16 protein-coding genes are annotated in these 19,868 nt (G+C 36.0%); 10 read left to right on the plus strand and 6 right to left on the minus strand.

The features are described from left to right. Window positions 1-31: 31 nt before the first annotated feature. Together mfd and E0H99_RS01935 are read right to left on the minus strand one after the other, a co-directional pair. Complete coding sequence (gene mfd / locus E0H99_RS01930; RefSeq protein ID WP_131990650.1) at window positions 32-3,397, minus strand: transcription-repair coupling factor; 3,366 nt, start codon at window positions 3,395-3,397, stop codon at window positions 32-34. Then, window positions 3,390-3,995 (minus strand): hypothetical protein, encoded by a 606-nt coding sequence (locus E0H99_RS01935; RefSeq protein WP_131990652.1) that lies wholly within the window; start codon window positions 3,993-3,995, stop codon window positions 3,390-3,392. Before E0H99_RS01935 ends, mfd begins: the two co-directional genes overlap by 8 nt. Window positions 3,996-4,304: 309 nt before the next feature. On the opposite strand from E0H99_RS01935, the gene E0H99_RS01940 reads away from it, so the two are divergent. Both E0H99_RS01940 and E0H99_RS01945 read left to right on the plus strand, forming a co-directional pair. Next, window positions 4,305-5,255: an L-threonine 3-dehydrogenase gene (locus E0H99_RS01940; protein ID WP_131990654.1), complete on the plus strand. Its 951-nt coding sequence runs from the start codon at window positions 4,305-4,307 to the stop codon at window positions 5,253-5,255. 214 nt (window positions 5,256-5,469) lie between these two features. Further along, window positions 5,470-6,675, plus strand: a complete 1,206-nt coding sequence (locus E0H99_RS01945) for an NAD(P)/FAD-dependent oxidoreductase (RefSeq protein WP_131990656.1) — start codon at window positions 5,470-5,472, stop codon at window positions 6,673-6,675. Between the two features lie 77 nt (window positions 6,676-6,752). Here the strand turns inward: E0H99_RS01945 and E0H99_RS01950 are convergent, their stop codons facing one another. From E0H99_RS01950 to E0H99_RS01960, 3 genes are all read right to left on the minus strand, one after another. Further along, on the minus strand, window positions 6,753-8,627 hold the full coding sequence (locus E0H99_RS01950) for a M1 family metallopeptidase (RefSeq protein WP_131990658.1): 1,875 nt from the start codon (window positions 8,625-8,627) through the stop codon (window positions 6,753-6,755). A 59-nt stretch (window positions 8,628-8,686) separates the two neighbouring features. Then, window positions 8,687-10,309, minus strand: a complete 1,623-nt coding sequence (locus E0H99_RS01955) for a S8 family peptidase (RefSeq protein WP_131990660.1) — start codon at window positions 10,307-10,309, stop codon at window positions 8,687-8,689. A gap of 76 nt (window positions 10,310-10,385) precedes the next feature. After that, the gene (locus tag E0H99_RS01960; protein WP_131990662.1) at window positions 10,386-11,246 is read right to left on the minus strand and encodes an MBL fold metallo-hydrolase; all 861 of its coding nucleotides are present in this window, start codon (window positions 11,244-11,246) and stop codon (window positions 10,386-10,388) included. A gap of 169 nt (window positions 11,247-11,415) precedes the next feature. On the opposite strand from E0H99_RS01960, the gene E0H99_RS01965 reads away from it, so the two are divergent. The 5 genes from E0H99_RS01965 (at window position 11,416) to sufD (ending at window position 15,958) form a co-directional block, all read left to right on the plus strand. Then, window positions 11,416-11,745, plus strand: coding sequence for a HesB/IscA family protein (locus tag E0H99_RS01965; protein ID WP_114753489.1), 330 nt, complete (start codon window positions 11,416-11,418; stop codon window positions 11,743-11,745). Window positions 11,746-11,835: 90 nt separating this feature from the next. After that, window positions 11,836-13,284 (plus strand): Fe-S cluster assembly protein SufB, encoded by a 1,449-nt coding sequence (gene sufB / locus E0H99_RS01970; RefSeq protein ID WP_131990664.1) that lies wholly within the window; start codon window positions 11,836-11,838, stop codon window positions 13,282-13,284. A gap of 7 nt (window positions 13,285-13,291) precedes the next feature. After that, complete coding sequence (locus E0H99_RS01975; protein ID WP_131990666.1) at window positions 13,292-13,780, plus strand: flavodoxin family protein; 489 nt, start codon at window positions 13,292-13,294, stop codon at window positions 13,778-13,780. Window positions 13,781-13,816: 36 nt separating this feature from the next. Then, complete coding sequence (gene sufC / locus E0H99_RS01980) at window positions 13,817-14,569, plus strand: Fe-S cluster assembly ATPase SufC (RefSeq protein ID WP_091166388.1); 753 nt, start codon at window positions 13,817-13,819, stop codon at window positions 14,567-14,569. A gap of 72 nt (window positions 14,570-14,641) precedes the next feature. Further along, window positions 14,642-15,958, plus strand: coding sequence for a Fe-S cluster assembly protein SufD (sufD, locus tag E0H99_RS01985; protein WP_131990668.1), 1,317 nt, complete (start codon window positions 14,642-14,644; stop codon window positions 15,956-15,958). Between the two features lie 68 nt (window positions 15,959-16,026). On the opposite strand, the gene E0H99_RS01990 is transcribed toward sufD, so the two are convergent. Continuing rightward, window positions 16,027-17,403, minus strand: coding sequence for a serine hydrolase domain-containing protein (locus tag E0H99_RS01990; RefSeq protein WP_131990670.1), 1,377 nt, complete (start codon window positions 17,401-17,403; stop codon window positions 16,027-16,029). A 384-nt stretch (window positions 17,404-17,787) separates the two neighbouring features. Between E0H99_RS01990 and E0H99_RS01995 the strand changes: the two genes are divergently transcribed. Genes E0H99_RS01995 through E0H99_RS02005 form a run of 3 tightly spaced genes read left to right on the plus strand, consistent with a single transcriptional unit; the run spans window position 17,788 to window position 19,867 of the window. Continuing rightward, a complete protein-coding gene (locus tag E0H99_RS01995) occupies window positions 17,788-19,002 on the plus strand; it encodes an aminotransferase class V-fold PLP-dependent enzyme (protein ID WP_131990672.1) in 1,215 nt (404 codons plus the stop codon). A gap of 11 nt (window positions 19,003-19,013) precedes the next feature. Continuing rightward, entirely contained in the window at window positions 19,014-19,448 is a 435-nt protein-coding gene (locus E0H99_RS02000) for a hypothetical protein (protein ID WP_131990674.1), read from the plus strand. Continuing rightward, the gene (locus E0H99_RS02005) at window positions 19,448-19,867 is read left to right on the plus strand and encodes a SufE family protein (RefSeq protein ID WP_131990676.1); all 420 of its coding nucleotides are present in this window, start codon (window positions 19,448-19,450) and stop codon (window positions 19,865-19,867) included. Before E0H99_RS02000 ends, E0H99_RS02005 begins: the two co-directional genes overlap by 1 nt. Window position 19,868: the final 1 nt, after the last annotated feature.

A 19,868-nucleotide genomic window follows, 5' to 3' on the forward strand; every position in this document is an offset into this window, starting at 1 on the left:
TGGAAGCTTTGAATTGTGGTTTCTAAATGGCTTACTTCCCCAACAACTCCATCAATTCCAAGGCTCTCCTAGTAGATTTTACATTGTCAAAAGTTAACAGCAATCGCAAGCCGTTTGGCGTTTGTTTTTCTTTCATTTTACAAATAGAACTGTGCGTTTGCACAAATTGTAGCACCTGATGAAAGCGATTCGACTGATAATAATCAGATTGTTGATCCGATACAAAATAACCAATCATCTTGCCTTGTTTCATCACCAATTTCTCGATTCCAATGCGAGTGGCGATCCATTTGATACGAATGCTATTCATTAACGCATTGGCTCGTGGCGGCAAAGGACCAAAACGGTCAATCAATTTATTCTGAAAAATGATGAGTTCTTCTTCGTTTTTCACACCGCCCAACTCATTATATAAACTCAATCGTTCCGAAACATTATTGATATATTCATCCGAAAACAACAACTCAAAATCGGTATCGATTTGCAGGTCTTTGACGTATTCTTTGGTTTCCAAATTATTTTCCTCAGGATACAAATCCTTGAATTCGTTTTCTTTCAATTCGTCAATGGCTTCGTTCATGATTTTTTGGTACGTATCAAAACCAATCTCGTTGATGAAACCACTTTGTTCGCCTCCCAATAAATCTCCGGCACCACGAATTTCCAAATCTTTCATCGCAATATTAAAACCACTTCCTAGTTCGCTGAACTGTTCCAAAGCCTGAATTCGTTTTCTGGCATCATCGGTCATTGCTGAATACGGCGGACAAATAAAATAACAGAACGCTTTCTTATTGCTACGCCCTACCCGACCACGCATTTGATGCAAATCAGACAATCCGAAATTATTGGCATTATTGATAAAAATAGTATTCGCATTAGGAACATCTAAACCGCTTTCGATGATGGTGGTTGCTACCAAAACATCAAATTCTCCGTTCATAAAAGCCAACATCAATTCTTCCAGTTTTCTTCCTTCCATTTGGCCGTGACCAATTCCAACTTTGGCATTTGGTACCAAGCGCTGAATCATTCCGGCAACTTCCTTGATGTTTTCTATTCGGTTATTGATGAAGAAAACCTGTCCGTTGCGCTGAATTTCATACGAAATCGCATCCCGAATCAACTCTTCACTAAAACCAACCACATTCGTTTCAATCGGATATCTGTTAGGTGGAGGTGTTGTAATCACTGATAAATCACGAGCAGCCATCAACGAAAACTGCAAGGTTCTCGGAATTGGCGTTGCTGTCAATGTCAATGTATCGACGTTGGCCGCAATGGTTTTGAGTTTGTCTTTTACGTTGACACCAAATTTTTGCTCCTCATCCACAATCAACAATCCAAGGTCTTTGAAAACTACATTTTTGTTGACTAATTGGTGTGTTCCAATAACAATATCCAGTTTTCCTTCGGCTAATAATTTTAGTGTTTCTGCTTTTTGTTTGGCTGTTCTGAAACGGTTTAAATAGCCCACAGAAACTGGCATATCTTTCAGTCGTTCCGTAAAGGTTCTGTAATGTTGGTAGGCCAAAATGGTTGTAGGGACCAAAATCGCCACTTGTTTGCTATTATCGACTGCCTTGAAAGCCGCACGAATGGCGACTTCGGTTTTTCCAAAACCTACATCCCCACAAACCAACCGATCCATCGGGCGGTCGCTTTCCATATCTGCTTTGACTTCTGCCGTCGATTTGGTCTGATCTGGTGTATCTTCGTAAATGAAAGAACTTTCCAGTTCATTTTGTAAATAACTGTCGGGCGCAAACTGGAATCCTTTTTCCAGTCGTCGCTTGGCATATAACTGAATCAAATTGAATGCAATATGTTTGACGCGCGCCTTGGTTTTTTGTTTTAAAATCTTCCAAGCATTCGAGCCCAATTTATAAATTTTGGGTGGCGTTCCGTCTTTTCCGTTGTATTTTGAAATTTTGTGCAGCGAATGAATGCTCACATACACAATGTCATTATCGGCATAAACGAGCTTGATGGCTTCCTGTGTTTTGCCTTCGACTTGTATTTTTTGCAAACCTCCAAAACGCCCGATTCCGTGATCGATATGCGTAACATAATCGCCAACAGATAAAGTCGTCAGTTCTTTTAAAGTGATATTTTGCTTTTTCGAATAGCCGTTTTTGATGCTGAATTTATGGTAGCGTTCAAAAATCTGATGGTCGGTGTAACAGGTAATTTGATTTTCATCGTCTACAAATCCTTGGTACAAAGGCAAAACAACAGTATGATATTGTTTTCTGATGTTTTCAGAATTTGCTTCATCCAACGTTTCAAAAATATCATGGAATCGTTTGGCTTGGGCATCATTGGAACAAAATAAATAATTTTTGTACCCGTTAAAATGATTTTCATTCAGATTATTCAGCAACAAATCAAATTGTTTGTTGAATGACGGTTGCGGCTGAATGTGAAATTCGAATTTTTTGGTAGTTCTAAAAATCGCTTTCGAACTCAATTCCACAATCGAGAAATCCAATGCTCTTTTTATAAACTCTGTTTGATTCAAGAATAATTGTTCCGGCGTCGAACGTTTTATTTCTTGTGATAGTTTTGCGAAAGCTTCTTCGGCTTTGCCAAATTGTTTGTCTAATTGCGATAAAAAATCTTCGGTATTCTGAATGAAAATAACCGTTTTCTCCGAAATATAATCCAAGAAGCTTTCTCGATTTTCCTGAAAAATTTTGTTCTCCACATTGGGGATTATCGTAATTTTCTTCTGTTGTAAAATGGACAATTGCGTCGCTACATCAAAACTACGAATACTCTCCACTTCGTCTCCAAAAAATTCGATTCGGTACGGATTATCATTCGAAAACGAAAACACATCAACAATTCCTCCACGAACTGAGAATTCTCCGGGTTCGGTAATAAAATCGACTCTTTTGAACTCATACTCGAACAATACTTCATTGATAAAATCAATAGAAATCTTGTCGCCAACACTTACTTTCAAAGTGTTTTTATCCAATTCTTTTCGAGTCACCACTTTCTCGAATAATGCTTCCGGATACGTGACAATAACCGCTGGTTTTTTGCGCGAATTGATTCGGTTTAACACTTCGGCGCGAAGCAAAACATTCGCATTATCGGTTTCTTCAATTTGGTACGGACGACGGTATGAACCGGGATAAAAGAGCACATCTTGTTCGCCAATCATTTGTTCTAAATCGTTCAAATAATAAGCGGCTTCCTCTTTATTGTTTAAAACAATTAAAAAAGGAAGTTCGGCTTTCTTGAAAATCGATCGGATTACAAACGAAAGTGCGGAACCCAAAAGTCCCGAAAAATGCATTTTGACTTGGTTATCTTCCAATAAACGAGCAACAATTTGCTGGGTTTTTGGCGAATTATCGTAGGTATTGTATAAGGCTGTTTTACTCAACGCGGGGCAGATTTGGGTCGATGACTAGTGTATTAGGAATAGCTCTTGCGGTGTCCATCATTTTTAATAGATCAGATTCTCCTTCTTCAAGCGGAATTTTACTTTTCTCCACAATTTTGTCCATTTGTCTTTGTAGCGAAACCAATTCCAAGTTGATTTCTGACACTAACAACGTCACTTTTTTATCTGGAATATTATCCAAATGAATGAATAAATCCAACAAACGTACTTTAGTGATTAGAGTCGATATCCTACTTTTTATCTGAGGTTTGTTGTATTCATAAGGAATGTTGTCGTTCAAAGCCATGACTTTTTTAGAAAGTGCCTCCGATTTTTTTTGAAAGGCACCAATGGTTTTTTTAGGTTTTTGAGCTAGTTCAGCCAAAAAAACACGCCATTCGTTCCAAGATACGATACTTTTTTCAGAAGCCTCAGTTACAGGCGTATCATAAAAAACCCAGCCTTTCTCTATGTTCGTGAAAATGACTTCTCTTCTTTGCATCTCTTTTTTATTCTCAGCAATGCGTTTTTGATTGTCATTTTTACAGGACAACAAAAGAAAAACCAGAGAAAAGAAGACCGCTATTTTATATTTCATGTGTAGCTATTTATTATTTTTAATGGTCAAATGTAATTCGCATACTGTCTTAATTTTGTATACTAGAACCAGTTATGCTGATTTAAAAATCTCCATTAATTAATGCACAAAGTTACAAAGTAAATTTACAATTACGAATTACAGCATAGGAATAACAATCTAATATTCCTGAAGTATTTTTTATTTTTAAAAAACAGTAACTAAAAATAAATTCTGATTTTTATCGGTAATTTAATATTTTTTATAATCATTTTATCAAAGTTATTTTATTTGCGAAAACATTATCTTTGCTTTTCAAAACAGACAAAAATGAGTACTAAAATATTGATTATTGGAGCTTGCGGACAAATTGGAACGGAGCTTACACAAAAGTTGCGAAAAATATACGGAACAGAAAATGTAATTGCTTCGGATATCCGAAAGTTAAATATTGACGTGGTAAATTCAGGCCCATTTGAAGTGGTGAACGCTTTAGATTTCAATCAAATTGAACATTTGGTGGAATTGCATCAAATTGACGAAGTATATTTGATGGCCGCATTATTATCGGCAACAGCCGAGAAAAACCCAGCATTTGCTTGGGACTTGAATATGAATTCGTTATTTCATGTTTTGAATTTGGCGAAAGCCGGAAAAATAAAAAAAATATTCTGGCCTTCGAGTATTGCGGTTTTTGGACCAACAACTCCTAAAGAAAATACGCCCCAATACACGATTATGGAACCTTCGACAGTTTACGGAATCAGTAAACAAGCTGGCGAAAGATGGTGCGAATATTACCATAATATCTTTGGTGTAGACGTAAGAAGCATCCGTTATCCTGGTTTAATCAGTTGGTCATCGCCTCCTGGTGGTGGAACTACGGATTATGCGGTGGATGTTTTTCACAAAGCACTTTCGGATAAAACATACGAATGCTTTTTATCTTCAGAAACCAAAATGCCGATGATGTATATGGACGATGCCATTGCTGCGACTATTCAAATTATGCAGGCACCGGTAGAACAAATAAAAATTCATTCTTCGTACAATCTAGCCGCAATGAGCTTTACGCCAACAGAGATTGCTGCCGAGATACAAAAACACATTCCTGATTTTACAATCTCTTACAATCCAGACTTCCGTCAAAAAATAGCCGACAGCTGGCCCGCGAGTATTGATGACGCTGAAGCCAGAAAAGACTGGAACTGGAAACACGAATTTGATTTAGCATCGATGACTACGGATATGCTTAAAAACTTAAAGCAAGAAAAAGCATAATACGCCCATTTATTAAGAGTTCGGGTTTTAAAAAATCAAGGTGAGAATCCTGGTTTTTTAAAACCCGTTTTTTTGGACTTAAGTGAGCTATCTGTAAAATACATACATGCATCATTACTATTAACAGCCATTTTTGTTTCAAATAGAGTATAGTTCCTTCCTGAGGAATATTTTCAAAGATATTTTTGCTAAATTTGATAAAAACCTCAGCACCATGAAACTTAAATCAAGTGAACCCTTTTGGTTGGTGAAAAATGGAATTATCAACTCCTATCCTTCATTAAGGGAAAACTTGGACACAGAAATCCTAATCATTGGCGGTGGTATAACAGGCAGTCTTATAGCACATCAATGTATAAAAGACGGCTACAAAACCATACTGATGGATCGCAGAGAAATTGGTCACGGAAGCACATCAGCAACTACCTCAATGTTGCAGTACGAAATTGATATTCCTTTATACCAACTTATAGACTTAATTGGTAAAAAAGCCGCTGTTGAATGTTATTGGGCGTGTTATAAATCGATTGATGATTTAAAGAAAATAGCGCAACTGATAAAATCTGATTGTGGATTCAAGAAAAAAGAATCTCTTTATTTTGCAGCTCTTAAGAAAGATGTCAGTTGGTTAAAAAAAGAATTTGAGGCTAGAAAAAAAATCGGAATACCCGTAAAATGGATGGAAGCCGAAGAAATTTATAAAAAGTACCGCCTTAAAAACTCGTATGGCGGGATCTTGTCTGAACAAGGCGGAAGCATTGATGCATTTAGATTAGCCCATGATATTTTAGCGTACAACTACAAAAAAGGATTGAAAATATTCGATAAGACTGATATCAAAAAAGTCACGAACAAACAAAATGGCGTAACTGTTGTGACTGAATATGGCACTACTATTAAAGCAAAGAAAATAATCTACTGCAACGGTTTCGAAAGTACTGAAATCATTAAAGACAATTTTGTGAAATTACTTTCTACCTATGCCATTGTTGGCGAAAGATCTGAAGACGACCAATCGTATCTCAACGACACTCTGTTTTGGAACACAGCAGCACCATACCTGTATATGCGAACTACGGATGACAACAGATTACTTATTGGCGGAGAAGATGAGGATTTTGTAAATGCTGAAAAAAGGGATGCATTACTAAACGACAAGTCTGGTAGATTGACCAAATATCTGAAGAAAATTTTACCAAATTATGATTTCAGAATGGATTTTGTCTGGGCAGGTACTTTTGGCGAGACTAAAGACGGCTTACCTTACATTGGTAAACATCCTAATTTTCCAAGTGCTTATTTTGTTTTAGGTTTTGGTGGAAACGGCATCACATTTTCGGTCATTGGAATGAAACTCGTTTCTGAAATGTTGAAAAATAAGAAACATACTTTAGCCGAATATTTTAAATTCCGACGGTAATTGTAAAAAAATAAAATTTCCAATACAAACACCAAATTAATTTGAATAAAAAAAGCCCTTTTCAGGGCTTTTCAAAATTACTTTATCTCATACGTATTGTTTTCCTTTTTCAAATCGGCCATTAATCCACTTGGGTCGATGGTGATTTTCTTGATGGAAGCTTTTGATTTAGAAATATCAAATTCAAAGGTTGGATACGCCCAAGCCCAATCATTCAAAACCGTTCTTTTTATTGCTGGTGTTGGGTTTTCTTTTTCAAAACTCATCATGCGCAACGGAATGTAAAAACTTTCTGTTGTTCCATCCGTATACTCCACTGTCAAATCAATTGGCATTGGCATTCTTCCAATTCTTTCTAAAGTAACAGTTGTTTTATCCGTATTTTCTTTTACATCCTTGATACCATAATCAATAGTATTTGTGGTTTGTGTCCAATCCGTCAAATACCAATCTAGATTTGCTCCAGAAATTTTTTCCGCAGATCTTTTGATATCATTTGGCGTAGGATGCTTGAATTTAAAATCGCTGTAATATTTTTTCAAGGTTTTGAATGCATTTTCTTTACCTGTTAAGTATATCAATTGTGCCAAGAAAATTTCTCCTTTACTATAGGAAGTAACGCTGTATACTTTATTTTCATCAAAACGATCCGCATGTGTTCCTTGTGGTAATTCTTTTCCTGAATTTACCATTGCATAGTACCCTTTATATGCTGCTGCAAATGGGTTTTCTACTTTTTTATCGTCAATTTCATTCAGTCCAAAATCTTCCAGGAATGAGGTAAATCCTTCGTCCATCCATCCGTGTTTAGATTCATTGGAAGCTAAAATATGTTGGAACCAAGAATGCGCCATTTCATGTGCGGTCACCCCAAGCAATCCGTCAAACGTACCTTGACCCAAAATCAACGTACACATTGCATATTCCATTCCGCCATCGCCACCTTGAATCACAGAATATTGTTTGTATGGATAATCCCCAACCGTTTTGTTGTAAATTTCCATCAACTGAACCGTTTTTGGTTGCAGGTTTTTCCAGTTTTGAATGTATTTTGGATTGTTTTTATACAAGAAATGCAAATCAACGCCATTAGGCCCTTTTACTACATCATGAATGTAATCCTTATCAGCAGCCCAAGTAAAATCATGAACCATTGGCGCATTAAAATGCCACGTCAATGTTTTTGTTTTCTTTGGAACAGACACAACAACACCTTGGTCTTGATAGCCATGACCGATTTCGTTTTTGTTTTGCAAATAACCGGTGCCACCTAAAACGTAATCTTTATCAATAGTAATATTCACGTCAAAATTCCCCCAAACGCCATGAAATTCTCTGGCGATATACGGATCGGCATGCCAACCTTCAAAATCAAATTCAGCAAGTTTTGGATACCATTGTGACATGGATAATGCTACACCTTCGGCATTATTTCTTCCGGAACGACGAATCTGAATTGGAACCTGACCATCAAAATCTAATGTAAATGTAGTTTTAGTATTCGGCAGTATTGGCTTAGCCAAAGTCACTTCAAGAATAGTCCCTATCTCTTTTGCATTAGCAACTGCTCCGTCTTGTTTGAAATTAGAAATTCGCAAATAACCAATTTCATTTGGTTTCAAATTTTTAATTCGGCTTTCTTTTACTTCGGTATCGCCAACTTTTACTTTGGTGACCATTCTTGCGTCTGGATCTTTGATGCTTTGGATTCTGGCATCCATTTCGCTTCCAGGCTGAAAGGCATTATTGAATAGGTGATAATATACTTTTCTCAAAGTATCAGGAGAATTATTGGTGTAAACCAATTCCTGTTTTCCTTTGTATTGGTATGTTTTTACATCCATGGAAACATCCATTTTGTAATCGACATGTTGCTGCCAATACGAGGTGTTCTGAGCCAGCAGACTTCCGAAACTTAAGGAAAAAATAGAAAATAAAAGTAACTTTTTCATATAGGTTAAAATAAAAATGGAAGGGCAAATTGCCCTTCCATGTAATGAATTCTTAAATATTATTTAGACATTTTCTCTGCCATCAGTAAAGCGTTATACGCATTTACTATTTTTCCTGATTGAGACAGAGCAGTAAAAGAACGCGTGTCATTTGCTTTTCCACCTACAATAACATCCGTTGCAATTGCAACTCCTGAATCCATCAAAATATGTTTTACCTGTTTAGCAGATAATTTTGGATAGTACGAACGAATTAATGCAGCAACTCCGGCAGCATTTGGCGCAGCCATTGAAGTTCCTTGTAAGTACTTGTATGTATTATTTGGAGTTGTAGCATAGATTTTTACTCCAGGAGCAAAAACGTCAACATTAATCTTCCCAATATTAGAAAAACGAGCTACAACTTTATTTCCGTACTCAAAATTCAAAGCACCAATTGTGATTAAATTATCAGCAAACTCCGTTACTTTATCTTCAGAATCGTTAGGGAAATTTTCTGCATAATCAATATCTTTTGCATCATTACCCGCTGCGTGAACGATCAATACATCCTTTTTCTCAGCATATTTTATGGCATCATAAACCCATTGTTTATGTGGAGAAAAGCTTTTTCCAAAACTTCCGTTGATTACTTTGGCACCATTATCCACCGCATAACGAATTCCTAATGCAATATCTTTATCGTATTCATCCCCGTCTGGCACCGCACGAACAGTAAGAATTTGAACATTATTAGCAACACCATCACCACCTAATACATTGTTTCTGCTTTGAGCAACAATTCCGGCAACGTGAGTTCCATGAAGAATTTCGTTCTTATCTGGTCCCATTACATTGTTATTTCCGTATTTAGTATCAGTAATATCATTTGGATTATCACCTACCACTTTACGGTAATCCGTTTTCAGATTATCTCCGTTTATAAGCGCAATCTGATCGTCTAATTGTTTTTGAACAGCAACTTTTAAATCCGCTATTGGCAATCCATAAGAAAGCATTTGTTGCATTGCCGCTTTGCTCTTTTGTGTTGCCGGTTCTTGCGAAACGATTGCATTAACTTCTTCAATTGTGTACACTGGTTTGCCAAAATATTTTACTAAAGCAGCATCTCCTTCGTTTAAAGTCCCCAACATTTGCTCTGAACGTGTTTTTCCTGCAGCTGCATCAGCAACTTTTTTGTCATTCAATGCTTTTGCAGCTTGATAGGTTACTTCATCAACTAAGCTTTTGTTTTTAATGATTCTTTCGTATTCTAGATTCTCTTTGGTACTATCTCCAAGAAAATTCCAACCGTGAATATCATCGATATACCCGTTTTTGTCATCGTCTATTCCGTTTCCGGCAATTTCTTTTGTATTGGTCCAAAGCACTGATTTTAAATCCTCGTGTTCGATATCCACACCAGAATCTACAATTCCAACAATAACTGGCACGCCTTTTTTACCTTTCAATAATTCAGCATACGCTTTGTCAACACTCATTCCAGGAATGGTATCGGTTACAATATCTAAATGGCTCCAACGTTTCAAGTCATTTTCAGCAATCGGTGCCTTTTTTGTAATGTTCAAAGGTGCGCTAATAGCAACTAGTCCCGAAGTAGTTGAAACTTGTTTTGAAGCACCACACCCTACTAATGCTAAGATTGCAAAAGCAGAAATGTAAATAGGTTTAATGGTATTCATCTAAAATGTTTTTTGTTAATTTTAAAATATTGGTCTAAAATAATTTTTTTTGTTACAAAAGGAGTTATGATTAACACTATGTTAAGATTTCGTTACAGGTAAATCTTTCTTTTAATCGAACACCCTTCTCGGTTTTTTGTACGGTTATTATTTCATTATGTGCATCGTGTTCCAAGAACAAATAATAATTATTATCAGCTGCCACATTCATGAATTTTTCTTTTTCTGGCATGGTCAATAACGGCCTGGTATCATAGCCCATCACATACGGAATAGGAATATGTCCGGCTGTTGCCAATAAATCAGCACAAAAAACGATTGTCTTATCCTTATATTGAATGTGCGGAATCATTTGCTTTTCGGTATGTCCATCAGCAAAAAAGATGCCAAAACCCAGTTCCGATTTTTCTAAAAAATCCCCTTCCGGTCTTTGGATAAAATTCAACTGCCCACTTTCCTGCATCGGCAAAATATTCTCCGATAGAAAGGACGCTTTTTCTCTGGGATTTGGTTTGGTTGCCCATTCCCAATGATTTTCATTACTCCAGAATTTTGCGTTTTTAAACGCTGGTTCGTAACCGGTTTTTTCTGCGTTCCATTGCACGCTTCCGCCACAATGGTCAAAATGCAAATGCGTCATAAAAACATCAGTGACATCTTCACGATGAAAACCGTATTTGGCCAACGATTTATCCATCGAATGTGTTCCCCAAAGTGAATAATAACCAAAAAATTTCTCTGATTGTTTGTTTCCCATCCCGGTGTCTATCAAAATCAATTTATTATCATCTTCAATCAATAAACAACGTGCCGCAATATCTATTAAATTAGTTGAATCGGCTGGATTGGTTTTGTTCCAAATGGTTTTTGGCACCACGCCAAACATTGCGCCGCCATCCAATTTAAAATTGCCTGTTTCTATAGGATATAATTTCATGTTTTTTTATTTTTTTTGAGAGGAACCAAAGTTAAGGAATTCAAACGCTTTTACCCGTTTCAAATAGGTTTTTTCTATTTTTGCATTGGTTATAAAAATCACATCAATTATGGAAAAAGCTTTTTATACACTATCTTTGTGCTTAATTTAGACAAAATCAATATAAGCTATGATAAAAGTTTCTGACACTGCAAGAAAAAAAATCATCGATTTAATGAAAGATGATGGTTTTGATGCTGCAATCGACTACGTAAGAGTTGGTGTAAAAAGCGGCGGATGTTCTGGATTGTCTTATGATTTAAAATTTGATAAAACAAAAAACGAAGACGATAAAATTTTTGTAGACAACGATATTACTATTGCTGTAGAAAAGAAATCTTTTCTGTACTTAGCCGGAACAATATTAGAATTTTCAGGAGGAATAAATGGCAAAGGGTTTGTTTTCAATAACCCAAATGCCAATAGAACTTGTGGTTGTGGAGAATCATTTTCTCTATAACCAAATTAAAAAAGATTTAAACCATTAAGAAATTAAGGTAATTAAGCCTTAATAAACCTTAATTTCTTAATGGTTTTAAAAAATAAAATTATGTCAAAATACACAGAAGACGACTTAAAAATCGAACTCGAAAATAAAGAATACGAATACGGATTTTATACCGAATTAGAATCAGAAACGTTTCCTATTGGTTTAAATGAAGATATAGTTCGTGCCATATCCCATAAAAAAGGAGAACCTCAATGGATGACTGATTGGCGTCTTGAGGCTTTTCGTGCTTGGGAGCAAATGACAGAGCCAGAATGGGCAAATGTGCATTATATCAAACCTGATTTTCAGGCCATTTCCTATTATTCAGCCCCAAAAGCGGTAGATCCTAATAAAACATTGGACGATGTAGACCCTGAACTTTTAGAAATGTATAAAAAGTTGGGCATCTCTGTCGATGAGCAAAAAATGATGAATAATGTAGCTATGGATATCGTAGTCGATTCGGTTTCAGTAGCGACTACATTCAAGAAAACATTAGGTGAAAAAGGAATCATTTTTATGAGTATTTCTGAAGCCATCAAAGAACATCCGGAATTAGTCCGTAAATATTTAGGAACGGTTGTACCACAAAAAGATAACTTTTATGCGGCGCTGAATTCGGCAGTTTTCTCTGATGGGTCTTTCTGTTATATTCCAAAAGGCGTTCGTTGCCCTATGGAACTTTCGACTTATTTCAGAATCAATCAAGCCGGAACAGGACAGTTCGAGAGAACATTATTAGTTGCTGACGAAGGTAGTTATGTTTCTTACTTAGAAGGATGTACTGCTCCAAGTCGTGATGAAAACCAATTGCACGCTGCAGTAGTGGAATTAATTGCATTGGACGATGCCGAAATCAAATATTCAACCGTACAAAACTGGTATCCTGGAAATAAAGAAGGAAAAGGTGGGGTTTTCAATTTTGTGACCAAAAGAGGTATCTGCGAGAAAAACGCAAAAATTTCTTGGACTCAAGTTGAAACAGGTTCAGCGATAACTTGGAAATATCCTTCCGTTATTTTAAAAGGAGATAATTCAACAGGTGAATTTTATTCGATTGCTGTTACCAATAATTTCCAACAAGCCGATACAGGAACCAAAATGATCCATTTAGGAAAAAACACTAAATCGACTATTATTTCTAAAGGAATTTCTGCGGGAAGATCACAAAACAGTTACCGTGGTTTGGTGCAAATTAGCGCCAGAGCGGATAATGCCAGAAACTTTTCGCAATGTGACTCGTTATTAATGGGAAACAATTGTGGTGCGCATACTTTCCCTTATATCGAAAGTAAAAATCCATCGGCAAAAATAGAACATGAGGCTACGACAAGTAAAATTGGCGAAGACCAGGTTTTCTATTGCAACCAACGTGGAATTCCAACCGAAAAAGCCATTGCTTTAATCGTAAATGGTTTCAGCAAAGAGGTTTTGAATAAATTACCAATGGAATTCGCAGTAGAAGCACAAAAATTATTAGAAATTTCTCTTGAGGGAAGTGTTGGATAATTTGAATATGAGAAACACGAAAGTTATTATTGTTGGTTCTTCCAGAAGCAATGGAAATACTTCAAAAATAGTTGATAAAATTTCCAACCAAATAAATGCTGATGTTATCGATTTAAGAGATTATTCTATTTCCTATTATGATTATGAAAGTGAAAATAGAGCCGATGATTTTTTGCCTTTAATAACTTCTATCATTGAAAAATATGATACGCTAGTTTTTGCAACACCTGTTTACTGGTATGCGATGAGCGGAATAATGAAAGTGTTTTTCGACCGTTTTTCTGATTTAATCAGAATCGAAAAAGAATTAGGTCGAAAATTAAGAGGTAAAAATATGTTTGTAATTTCAAATTCTGATGAAGATCAATTAGAGTATGATTTTTATTTACCCTTTCGATTATCAGCGGAATATTTAGGAATAAAATATTTAGGAGAAAAGCATTTATCCTATCAAACAATAAAAGACCAAGAACGCATCAATAGTATTTTAGAATAAAAGAGAATTTAAATCCTTTTAAAATTAAAGAAACAAATGTTAAGTATAAAAAATTTACACGCCTCAATTGGGGATAAAGAAATATTAAAAGGGATTAACCTTGAGGTGAAAGCGGGAGAAATTCACGCGATAATGGGACCAAACGGTGCCGGAAAAAGTACCCTTGCTTCCATCATTGCAGGAAACGAAAACTATGAAGTAACCGAAGGTGAAATCTCTTTAGACGGTGAGGACCTTTCTGAATTGGCACCAGAAGAAAGAGCACATAAAGGTGTTTTTCTTTCGTTTCAATATCCAGTGGAAATTCCAGGAGTTTCGGTAACGAACTTCATGAGAACAGCCATTAACGAAACACGCAAAGCAAACGGTCTGGAAGAAATGCCGGCTAAAGATATGCTAAAAGTGATTCGTGAAAAATCAGAATTATTAGAAATTGACAGAAAATTTCTTTCTCGTTCTTTAAACGAAGGATTTTCTGGTGGTGAGAAAAAACGTAACGAAATTTTCCAAATGGCAATGTTAGAACCAAAATTGGCTATTCTTGATGAAACCGATTCTGGACTTGATATTGATGCTTTGCGTATCGTTGCAAATGGTGTTAACAAACTAAAAAGCGACAAAAATGCAATCGTAGTGATTACGCACTACCAAAGATTACTGGATTATATCGTTCCTGATTTTGTTCACGTACTATACAACGGAAAAATTGTAAAATCCGGTGGAAAAGAACTAGCGCACGAACTGGAAGAAAAAGGGTACGACTGGATTAAACAAGAACAAGAAGCGTAAAATTAGTTTGCAGTTACAGTTTGCAGTTTGCAAAACTCATAACTTATAACTCATAACTTATAACTACCAAAAATGGAATTGAAAGAAAAATTACTATCGTCTTTTATGGCTTTCGAAGAGCGTATTGATGTTCACTCCGAACTTCATGATGTGAGAACTGCCGCCATAAAAAACTTTGAAGATAAAGGTTTTCCAACCAAAAAAGATGAAGCTTGGAAATACACTTCGCTAAACGCCATCCTAAAAAATGACTTTACCGTTTTTCCAAAGGAAGAAAATGCAGTTGAATTCAACCACGTAAAAAAATATTTTTTACACGAAATAGACACCTATAAAGTCGTGTTTATTGATGGCGTTTTCAGTTCGCATTTATCGTCAACAACACACGAAGGAATTGATGTTTGCTTGATGTCATCGGCATTGACCAAACCAAAATACAAAATGATTATTGATACGTATTTTAATCAAATTGCCAGCAAAGACGAAAGCTTGACTTCACTGAATACGGCTTTTGCTAACGAAGGAGCATATATCAACATTCCAAAAAGCAAAGTGGCTGATAAGCCTATTGAGATTATGTATTTCTCAACAGGAAATGAAGTGGCACTTATGGTTCAACCAAGAAATTTGGTGATTGTTGGGGAGAATTCTCATGTTCAAATTATTGAACGTCATCAAAGTTTAAACGAAAATCCAGTGTTAACGAATTCCGTTACCGAGATTTTTGCTCAAAAACGCGCGATTGTTGATTATTACAAAATTCAAAACGATACGCTTGAAGCGAATCTAATCGATAATACCTACGTTTCTCAACAAAAAGAAAGTCACGTCTCTGTTCACACCTTCTCTTTTGGAGGAAACTTAACGAGAAACAACTTGAATTTCTATCACTTTGGGGAACGATTGACAAGTACCTTAAACGGAATCACGATTATTGGCGAAAAGCAACACGTAGATCATTATACTTTGGTAAAACATTCGGCTCCAAATTGCGAAAGTTTCCAAGATTATAAAGGAATCTATGCTGATCGCTCTACAGGAGTTTTCAACGGAAAAGTGTATGTGGAGAAAGACGCTCAAAAAACGAATGCGTTCCAAAAAAGCAACAACATTTTATTGAGCGACAAAGCGACAATAAATGCAAAACCACAATTGGAAATTTTTGCCGATGACGTAAAATGTTCTCACGGTTGTACTGTTGGACAATTGGACGAAACGGCAATGTTCTACATGCAACAACGCGGAATTCCTAAAAAAGAAGCCAAAGCGTTATTGATGTATGCGTTCTCGAATGCCGTTATCGAAAACATCAAAATACCGGAACTTAAAAAACGAATTACCACTATTATCGCTAATAAATTAGGCGTGAAATTGGGATTTGATTTGTAAGTCATTACTAAAAAGTTTCATAGCAACCCTTTCAGAGTTTAAAACTCTGAAAGGGTTTTTTAATACCATTACTTCTTCAAACTCCCAATAATCCCACTCAACATTCCATTAAAATCAAATTCAGATTCTTCTTTCAAACCCATTCTTACAATAACTAAATCCAATGACGGAATAATCGCCACCATTTGTCCTTGAAAACCGCTGCAATAATACATGTCTCTTGGAACATCGGGAAAGTGTCCGCCGGCATTGAGCCAAAAATGTGCACCGTATCTTCTGTCTGACTTATTTGTAGGAGTTGCAGTATATTTCTCCCAACTTTCGTTAAAAATTTGTTCGCCGTTCCAATTGCCTTTGTGCAAATACAACAAACCAAATTTTGACCAATCGCGTGTTGTAGCCCAACCGTACGATGAACCTACGTAATTCCCCGCCATATCCGTTTCGATTACCATGGAGTTCATTCCTATTTTATCAATCAAAGCAGAATACCAAAAATCTAAATACTCCTGATGCGTTTTGAACTGCTTCCGCAAAATCCCAGAGAGTAAATTAGTAGTTCCCGAAGAATAATTCCACCGCATATTGGGTTTATACTCCGCCGGTTTCTCTAGTTGTACCCGAGTCATATCTTCGGCCTGAAACAGCATTTTGGTAGCATCAGAAATGGTATTGTAATTTTCTACCCATTCTAAACCGGAATTCATATGCAATAAATCGTTGGTTGTGATTATTTTGCGTTTGTCATTCGCCCATTCTGGAATTGGAGCAGGATCCTCTATAACAAATTTTCTTTGTTTCCCCAAAATTCCAAAGATGGTGCTAGTAATACTTTTAGTCATGGACCACCCTAATAGTTTACTGTTTTTATCAAAACCGGTATCGTACTTTTCGGCAATGATTTTGTCTTTATAAATCACTAAAATCGAACGCGTTCTTTTTTTGATTTGCTTCTCCTGTTCGCCTTTTAGGCTCGAGTCACCTTTCGCATCAAAAGCATTGGCGACAGCCGCATTCAATTTAGTATAATCAACATTTGCAAAAACGGTGTCTTTGGGTTCGTTATTCCCATACGGAAAAGGCAAATTGCTGTTCAATTTTGTTCTTTTCGGAACCAAATACGGCTTTGTAACATCAAAATCATCGTTGATCAAAGTGGCTCCCAAACCTTCGCGATAAATTGCTTTTCGTTCCTTCAAACCATAAACTGAAGCAACGGCAAACTTTGCTGTTTCTTCTATTTTATTTTTGGCCAAATCAATCATGTCAATATCATTGTCGCTTTTCTCGATCATTTCCTGTGAACGATTATCAATAAAATATCCCGAAGCGATACTTTTGGCTGAAAAGCCGGATATTAAATCCAGTTTTGGATAGGTCGTGAATCCAAAATAAAAGATTCCGATAAAAGACGCAAAACCAACAAACTTAAAGAGATTTTTCATACGTAGTTAATATTTATTTTTTATCGGAATATGGAATTAATGACCGTTGATATTGTTTTTTGTGTGTCATTGAACTTCGTTTCGCATATCTCAATCAATTTTTGCATCATGTTTTCGGTATGCTCATTTCATAGTAGCTAATTGTAAAACAATGCAATATAATTATTTTTTAGTCACAAATTCAAGAATTCTATTGTAATGAAACACCGAAATTAACAGAAGTAAATTGGTGAATTGATGGCTAAAACAATTTAGTTTTTATTACTTTTGTATTTAGAAAAATTCTAAATAAAGAAACGCAAATTAGAATTTTGATTATTTTAAAAGATTGTCATTATTGGCGTTACATCTGACCAATAAAAAGCAATAAAAACAAGCAGGTAAATGTTAGACATAAATAAAATTAGAGCCGATTTCCCAATCCTTTCCCAAAAAGTAAACGGAAAACCATTGGTTTATTTCGACAATGGAGCTACTTCGCAAAAACCACAAGTTGTGATTGATGCGATTTCAAAATATTATCAGGAAATTAATGCCAATATTCATCGTGGCGTTCATACGTTGAGTCAGCTAGCAACCGACGCTTATGAAGCTTCCCGTGGTAAAATTCAAAATCATATCAATGCAAAATTCGCTCACGAAGTACTTTTTACTTCGGGAACAACACACGGAATTAATCTAGTGACCAATGGATTTGCTTCGATTTTAAAACCAGGCGATGAGGTCTTGGTTTCCGCATTGGAACACCACAGCAATATTGTGCCTTGGCAAATGTTATGCGAGAAAACCGGAGCGACACTGAAGGTCATTCCGATGAATACGGATGGCGAATTGATTATGTCTGAATACGACAAATTGCTTTCGGATAAAACGAAGATTGTAACCGTAAACCATATTTCGAATGCATTGGGAACAGTCAATCCAATTAAATACATGATTGACAAAGCGCATGAAGTTGGAGCAGCGATTTTGATCGACGGAGCGCAAGCCGTTCCGCATTTAAAACCAGATGTTCAGGACTTGGATTGTGATTTTTATGCTTTTTCAGGACATAAAATGTGTGGTCCAACAGGAACTGGAATTTTATACGGAAAAGAAGCGTGGTTGAATAAACTACCGCCCTATCAAGGTGGGGGCGAAATGATTAAGGAAGTGACTTTCGAGAAAACAACTTATGCTGATTTGCCCCATAAATTTGAAGCTGGAACCCCAAATATCGCCGGTGGAATTGTTTTGGGAACTGCAGTTGATTATATGAATGGAGTTGGTTTTGAAAACATTCAACAACAAGAAAAAGAATTACTGGAGTATGGTACGCAATGCTTACTGGAAATTGAAGGTCTGAAGATTTTTGGTACATCCGCAGCAAAAACTTCCGTAATTTCGTTTAATATTGAAGGAATTCATCCCTATGATATTGGTACGATAATTGACAAATTAGGAATAGCCGTAAGAACGGGCCATCATTGCGCGCAACCAATCATGAATTTCTTTTGTATTCCGGGAACGATACGAGCATCATTTGCTTTTTATAATACCAAAGAAGAAATTGACGTTATGGTTGAGGCTATAAAAAAAGCAAAATTAATGTTATCCTAAAATATAAACCCATGAAAACATTGTCTTTATTGTTCCTGACCATTTTTCTAGGCAATGGTTGTAATAGCGCCAAAGCGCAAGAAATCACCAACGCTGTAATTGAATATGAAGCCAACACCAGAGGTTTTTATCAAAAAATAACAGTGAAGAATCAGATGGTTACTGTTTCAAAAGATAGAGATGGAAATGACAAACCGGTACCGACAAAAATATCGGATGCCGACTGGAAAGAACTGGTAGACTGTTTTAAAACTATGGAATTGGATAATTTGTCCAAACTTAAAGCGCCTACCGAAAAACGTTATCATGACGGTGCGGCGATAGCCCATTTGAAAATTACTTATAAAGACAAACCCTATGAAACTACTAGTTTTGACCATGGTTTTCCACCAAAAGAAATTAAGAAATTTGTAAATAAAATAAATTCATTTGCTAAAAAAGAATAATGAAAATTAAAGACATACAAGAAGAAATCGTTGATGAGTTTTCTATGTTTGACGACTGGATGGAGCGTTATGAATACATCATCGAATTAGGAAAAAATCTTCCTTTAATCAAAGAAGAATTCAAAACAGAAAACAATCTGATCAAAGGCTGTCAATCGAAAGTGTGGTTGCAAGGAGAAAAAAAAGATGACAAAATTGTTTTCACTGCCGATAGTGATGCCATTTTGACAAAAGGAATCATTGCTATATTAATCCGCACTTTTTCAAATCAAAGCGCCAAAGATATTCTGGAAGCCGACATGGATTTTATTGACAAAATAGGCTTAAAAGAACATTTATCACCAACTCGTGCCAATGGATTGGTATCGATGATAAAAAATATAAAAATGTATGCTTTGGCATTCAACACGCAAAACTAAA

The sequence above is a fragment of the Flavobacterium sp. GT3P67 genome (genome assembly GCF_004349155.1).
Taxonomy (GTDB): domain Bacteria; phylum Bacteroidota; class Bacteroidia; order Flavobacteriales; family Flavobacteriaceae; genus Flavobacterium; species Flavobacterium ranwuense.

Bases quoted from the DNA above. Each gene is read 5' to 3' on its own strand.
- E0H99_RS02005 (WP_131990676.1), top strand. From the start codon at position 19,448: ATGAAAATTAAAGACATACAAGAAGAAATCGTTGATGAGTTTTCTATG.
- sufD (WP_131990668.1), top strand. From the start codon at position 14,642: ATGGAATTGAAAGAAAAATTACTATCGTCTTTTATGGCTTTCGAAGAG.
- sufB (WP_131990664.1), top strand. From the start codon at position 11,836: ATGTCAAAATACACAGAAGACGACTTAAAAATCGAACTCGAAAATAAA.
- sufC (WP_091166388.1), top strand. From the start codon at position 13,817: ATGTTAAGTATAAAAAATTTACACGCCTCAATTGGGGATAAAGAAATA.
- E0H99_RS01975 (WP_131990666.1), top strand. From the start codon at position 13,292: ATGAGAAACACGAAAGTTATTATTGTTGGTTCTTCCAGAAGCAATGGA.
- E0H99_RS01945 (WP_131990656.1), top strand. From the start codon at position 5,470: ATGAAACTTAAATCAAGTGAACCCTTTTGGTTGGTGAAAAATGGAATT.
- E0H99_RS01935 (WP_131990652.1), bottom strand. From the start codon at position 3,995: ATGAAATATAAAATAGCGGTCTTCTTTTCTCTGGTTTTTCTTTTGTTG.
- E0H99_RS01960 (WP_131990662.1), bottom strand. From the start codon at position 11,246: ATGAAATTATATCCTATAGAAACAGGCAATTTTAAATTGGATGGCGGC.
- E0H99_RS01995 (WP_131990672.1), top strand. From the start codon at position 17,788: ATGTTAGACATAAATAAAATTAGAGCCGATTTCCCAATCCTTTCCCAA.
- E0H99_RS01955 (WP_131990660.1), bottom strand. From the start codon at position 10,309: ATGAATACCATTAAACCTATTTACATTTCTGCTTTTGCAATCTTAGCA.
- E0H99_RS02000 (WP_131990674.1), top strand. From the start codon at position 19,014: ATGAAAACATTGTCTTTATTGTTCCTGACCATTTTTCTAGGCAATGGT.
- E0H99_RS01950 (WP_131990658.1), bottom strand. From the start codon at position 8,627: ATGAAAAAGTTACTTTTATTTTCTATTTTTTCCTTAAGTTTCGGAAGT.
- E0H99_RS01965 (WP_114753489.1), top strand. From the start codon at position 11,416: ATGATAAAAGTTTCTGACACTGCAAGAAAAAAAATCATCGATTTAATG.
- E0H99_RS01940 (WP_131990654.1), top strand. From the start codon at position 4,305: ATGAGTACTAAAATATTGATTATTGGAGCTTGCGGACAAATTGGAACG.
- E0H99_RS01990 (WP_131990670.1), bottom strand. From the start codon at position 17,403: ATGAAAAATCTCTTTAAGTTTGTTGGTTTTGCGTCTTTTATCGGAATC.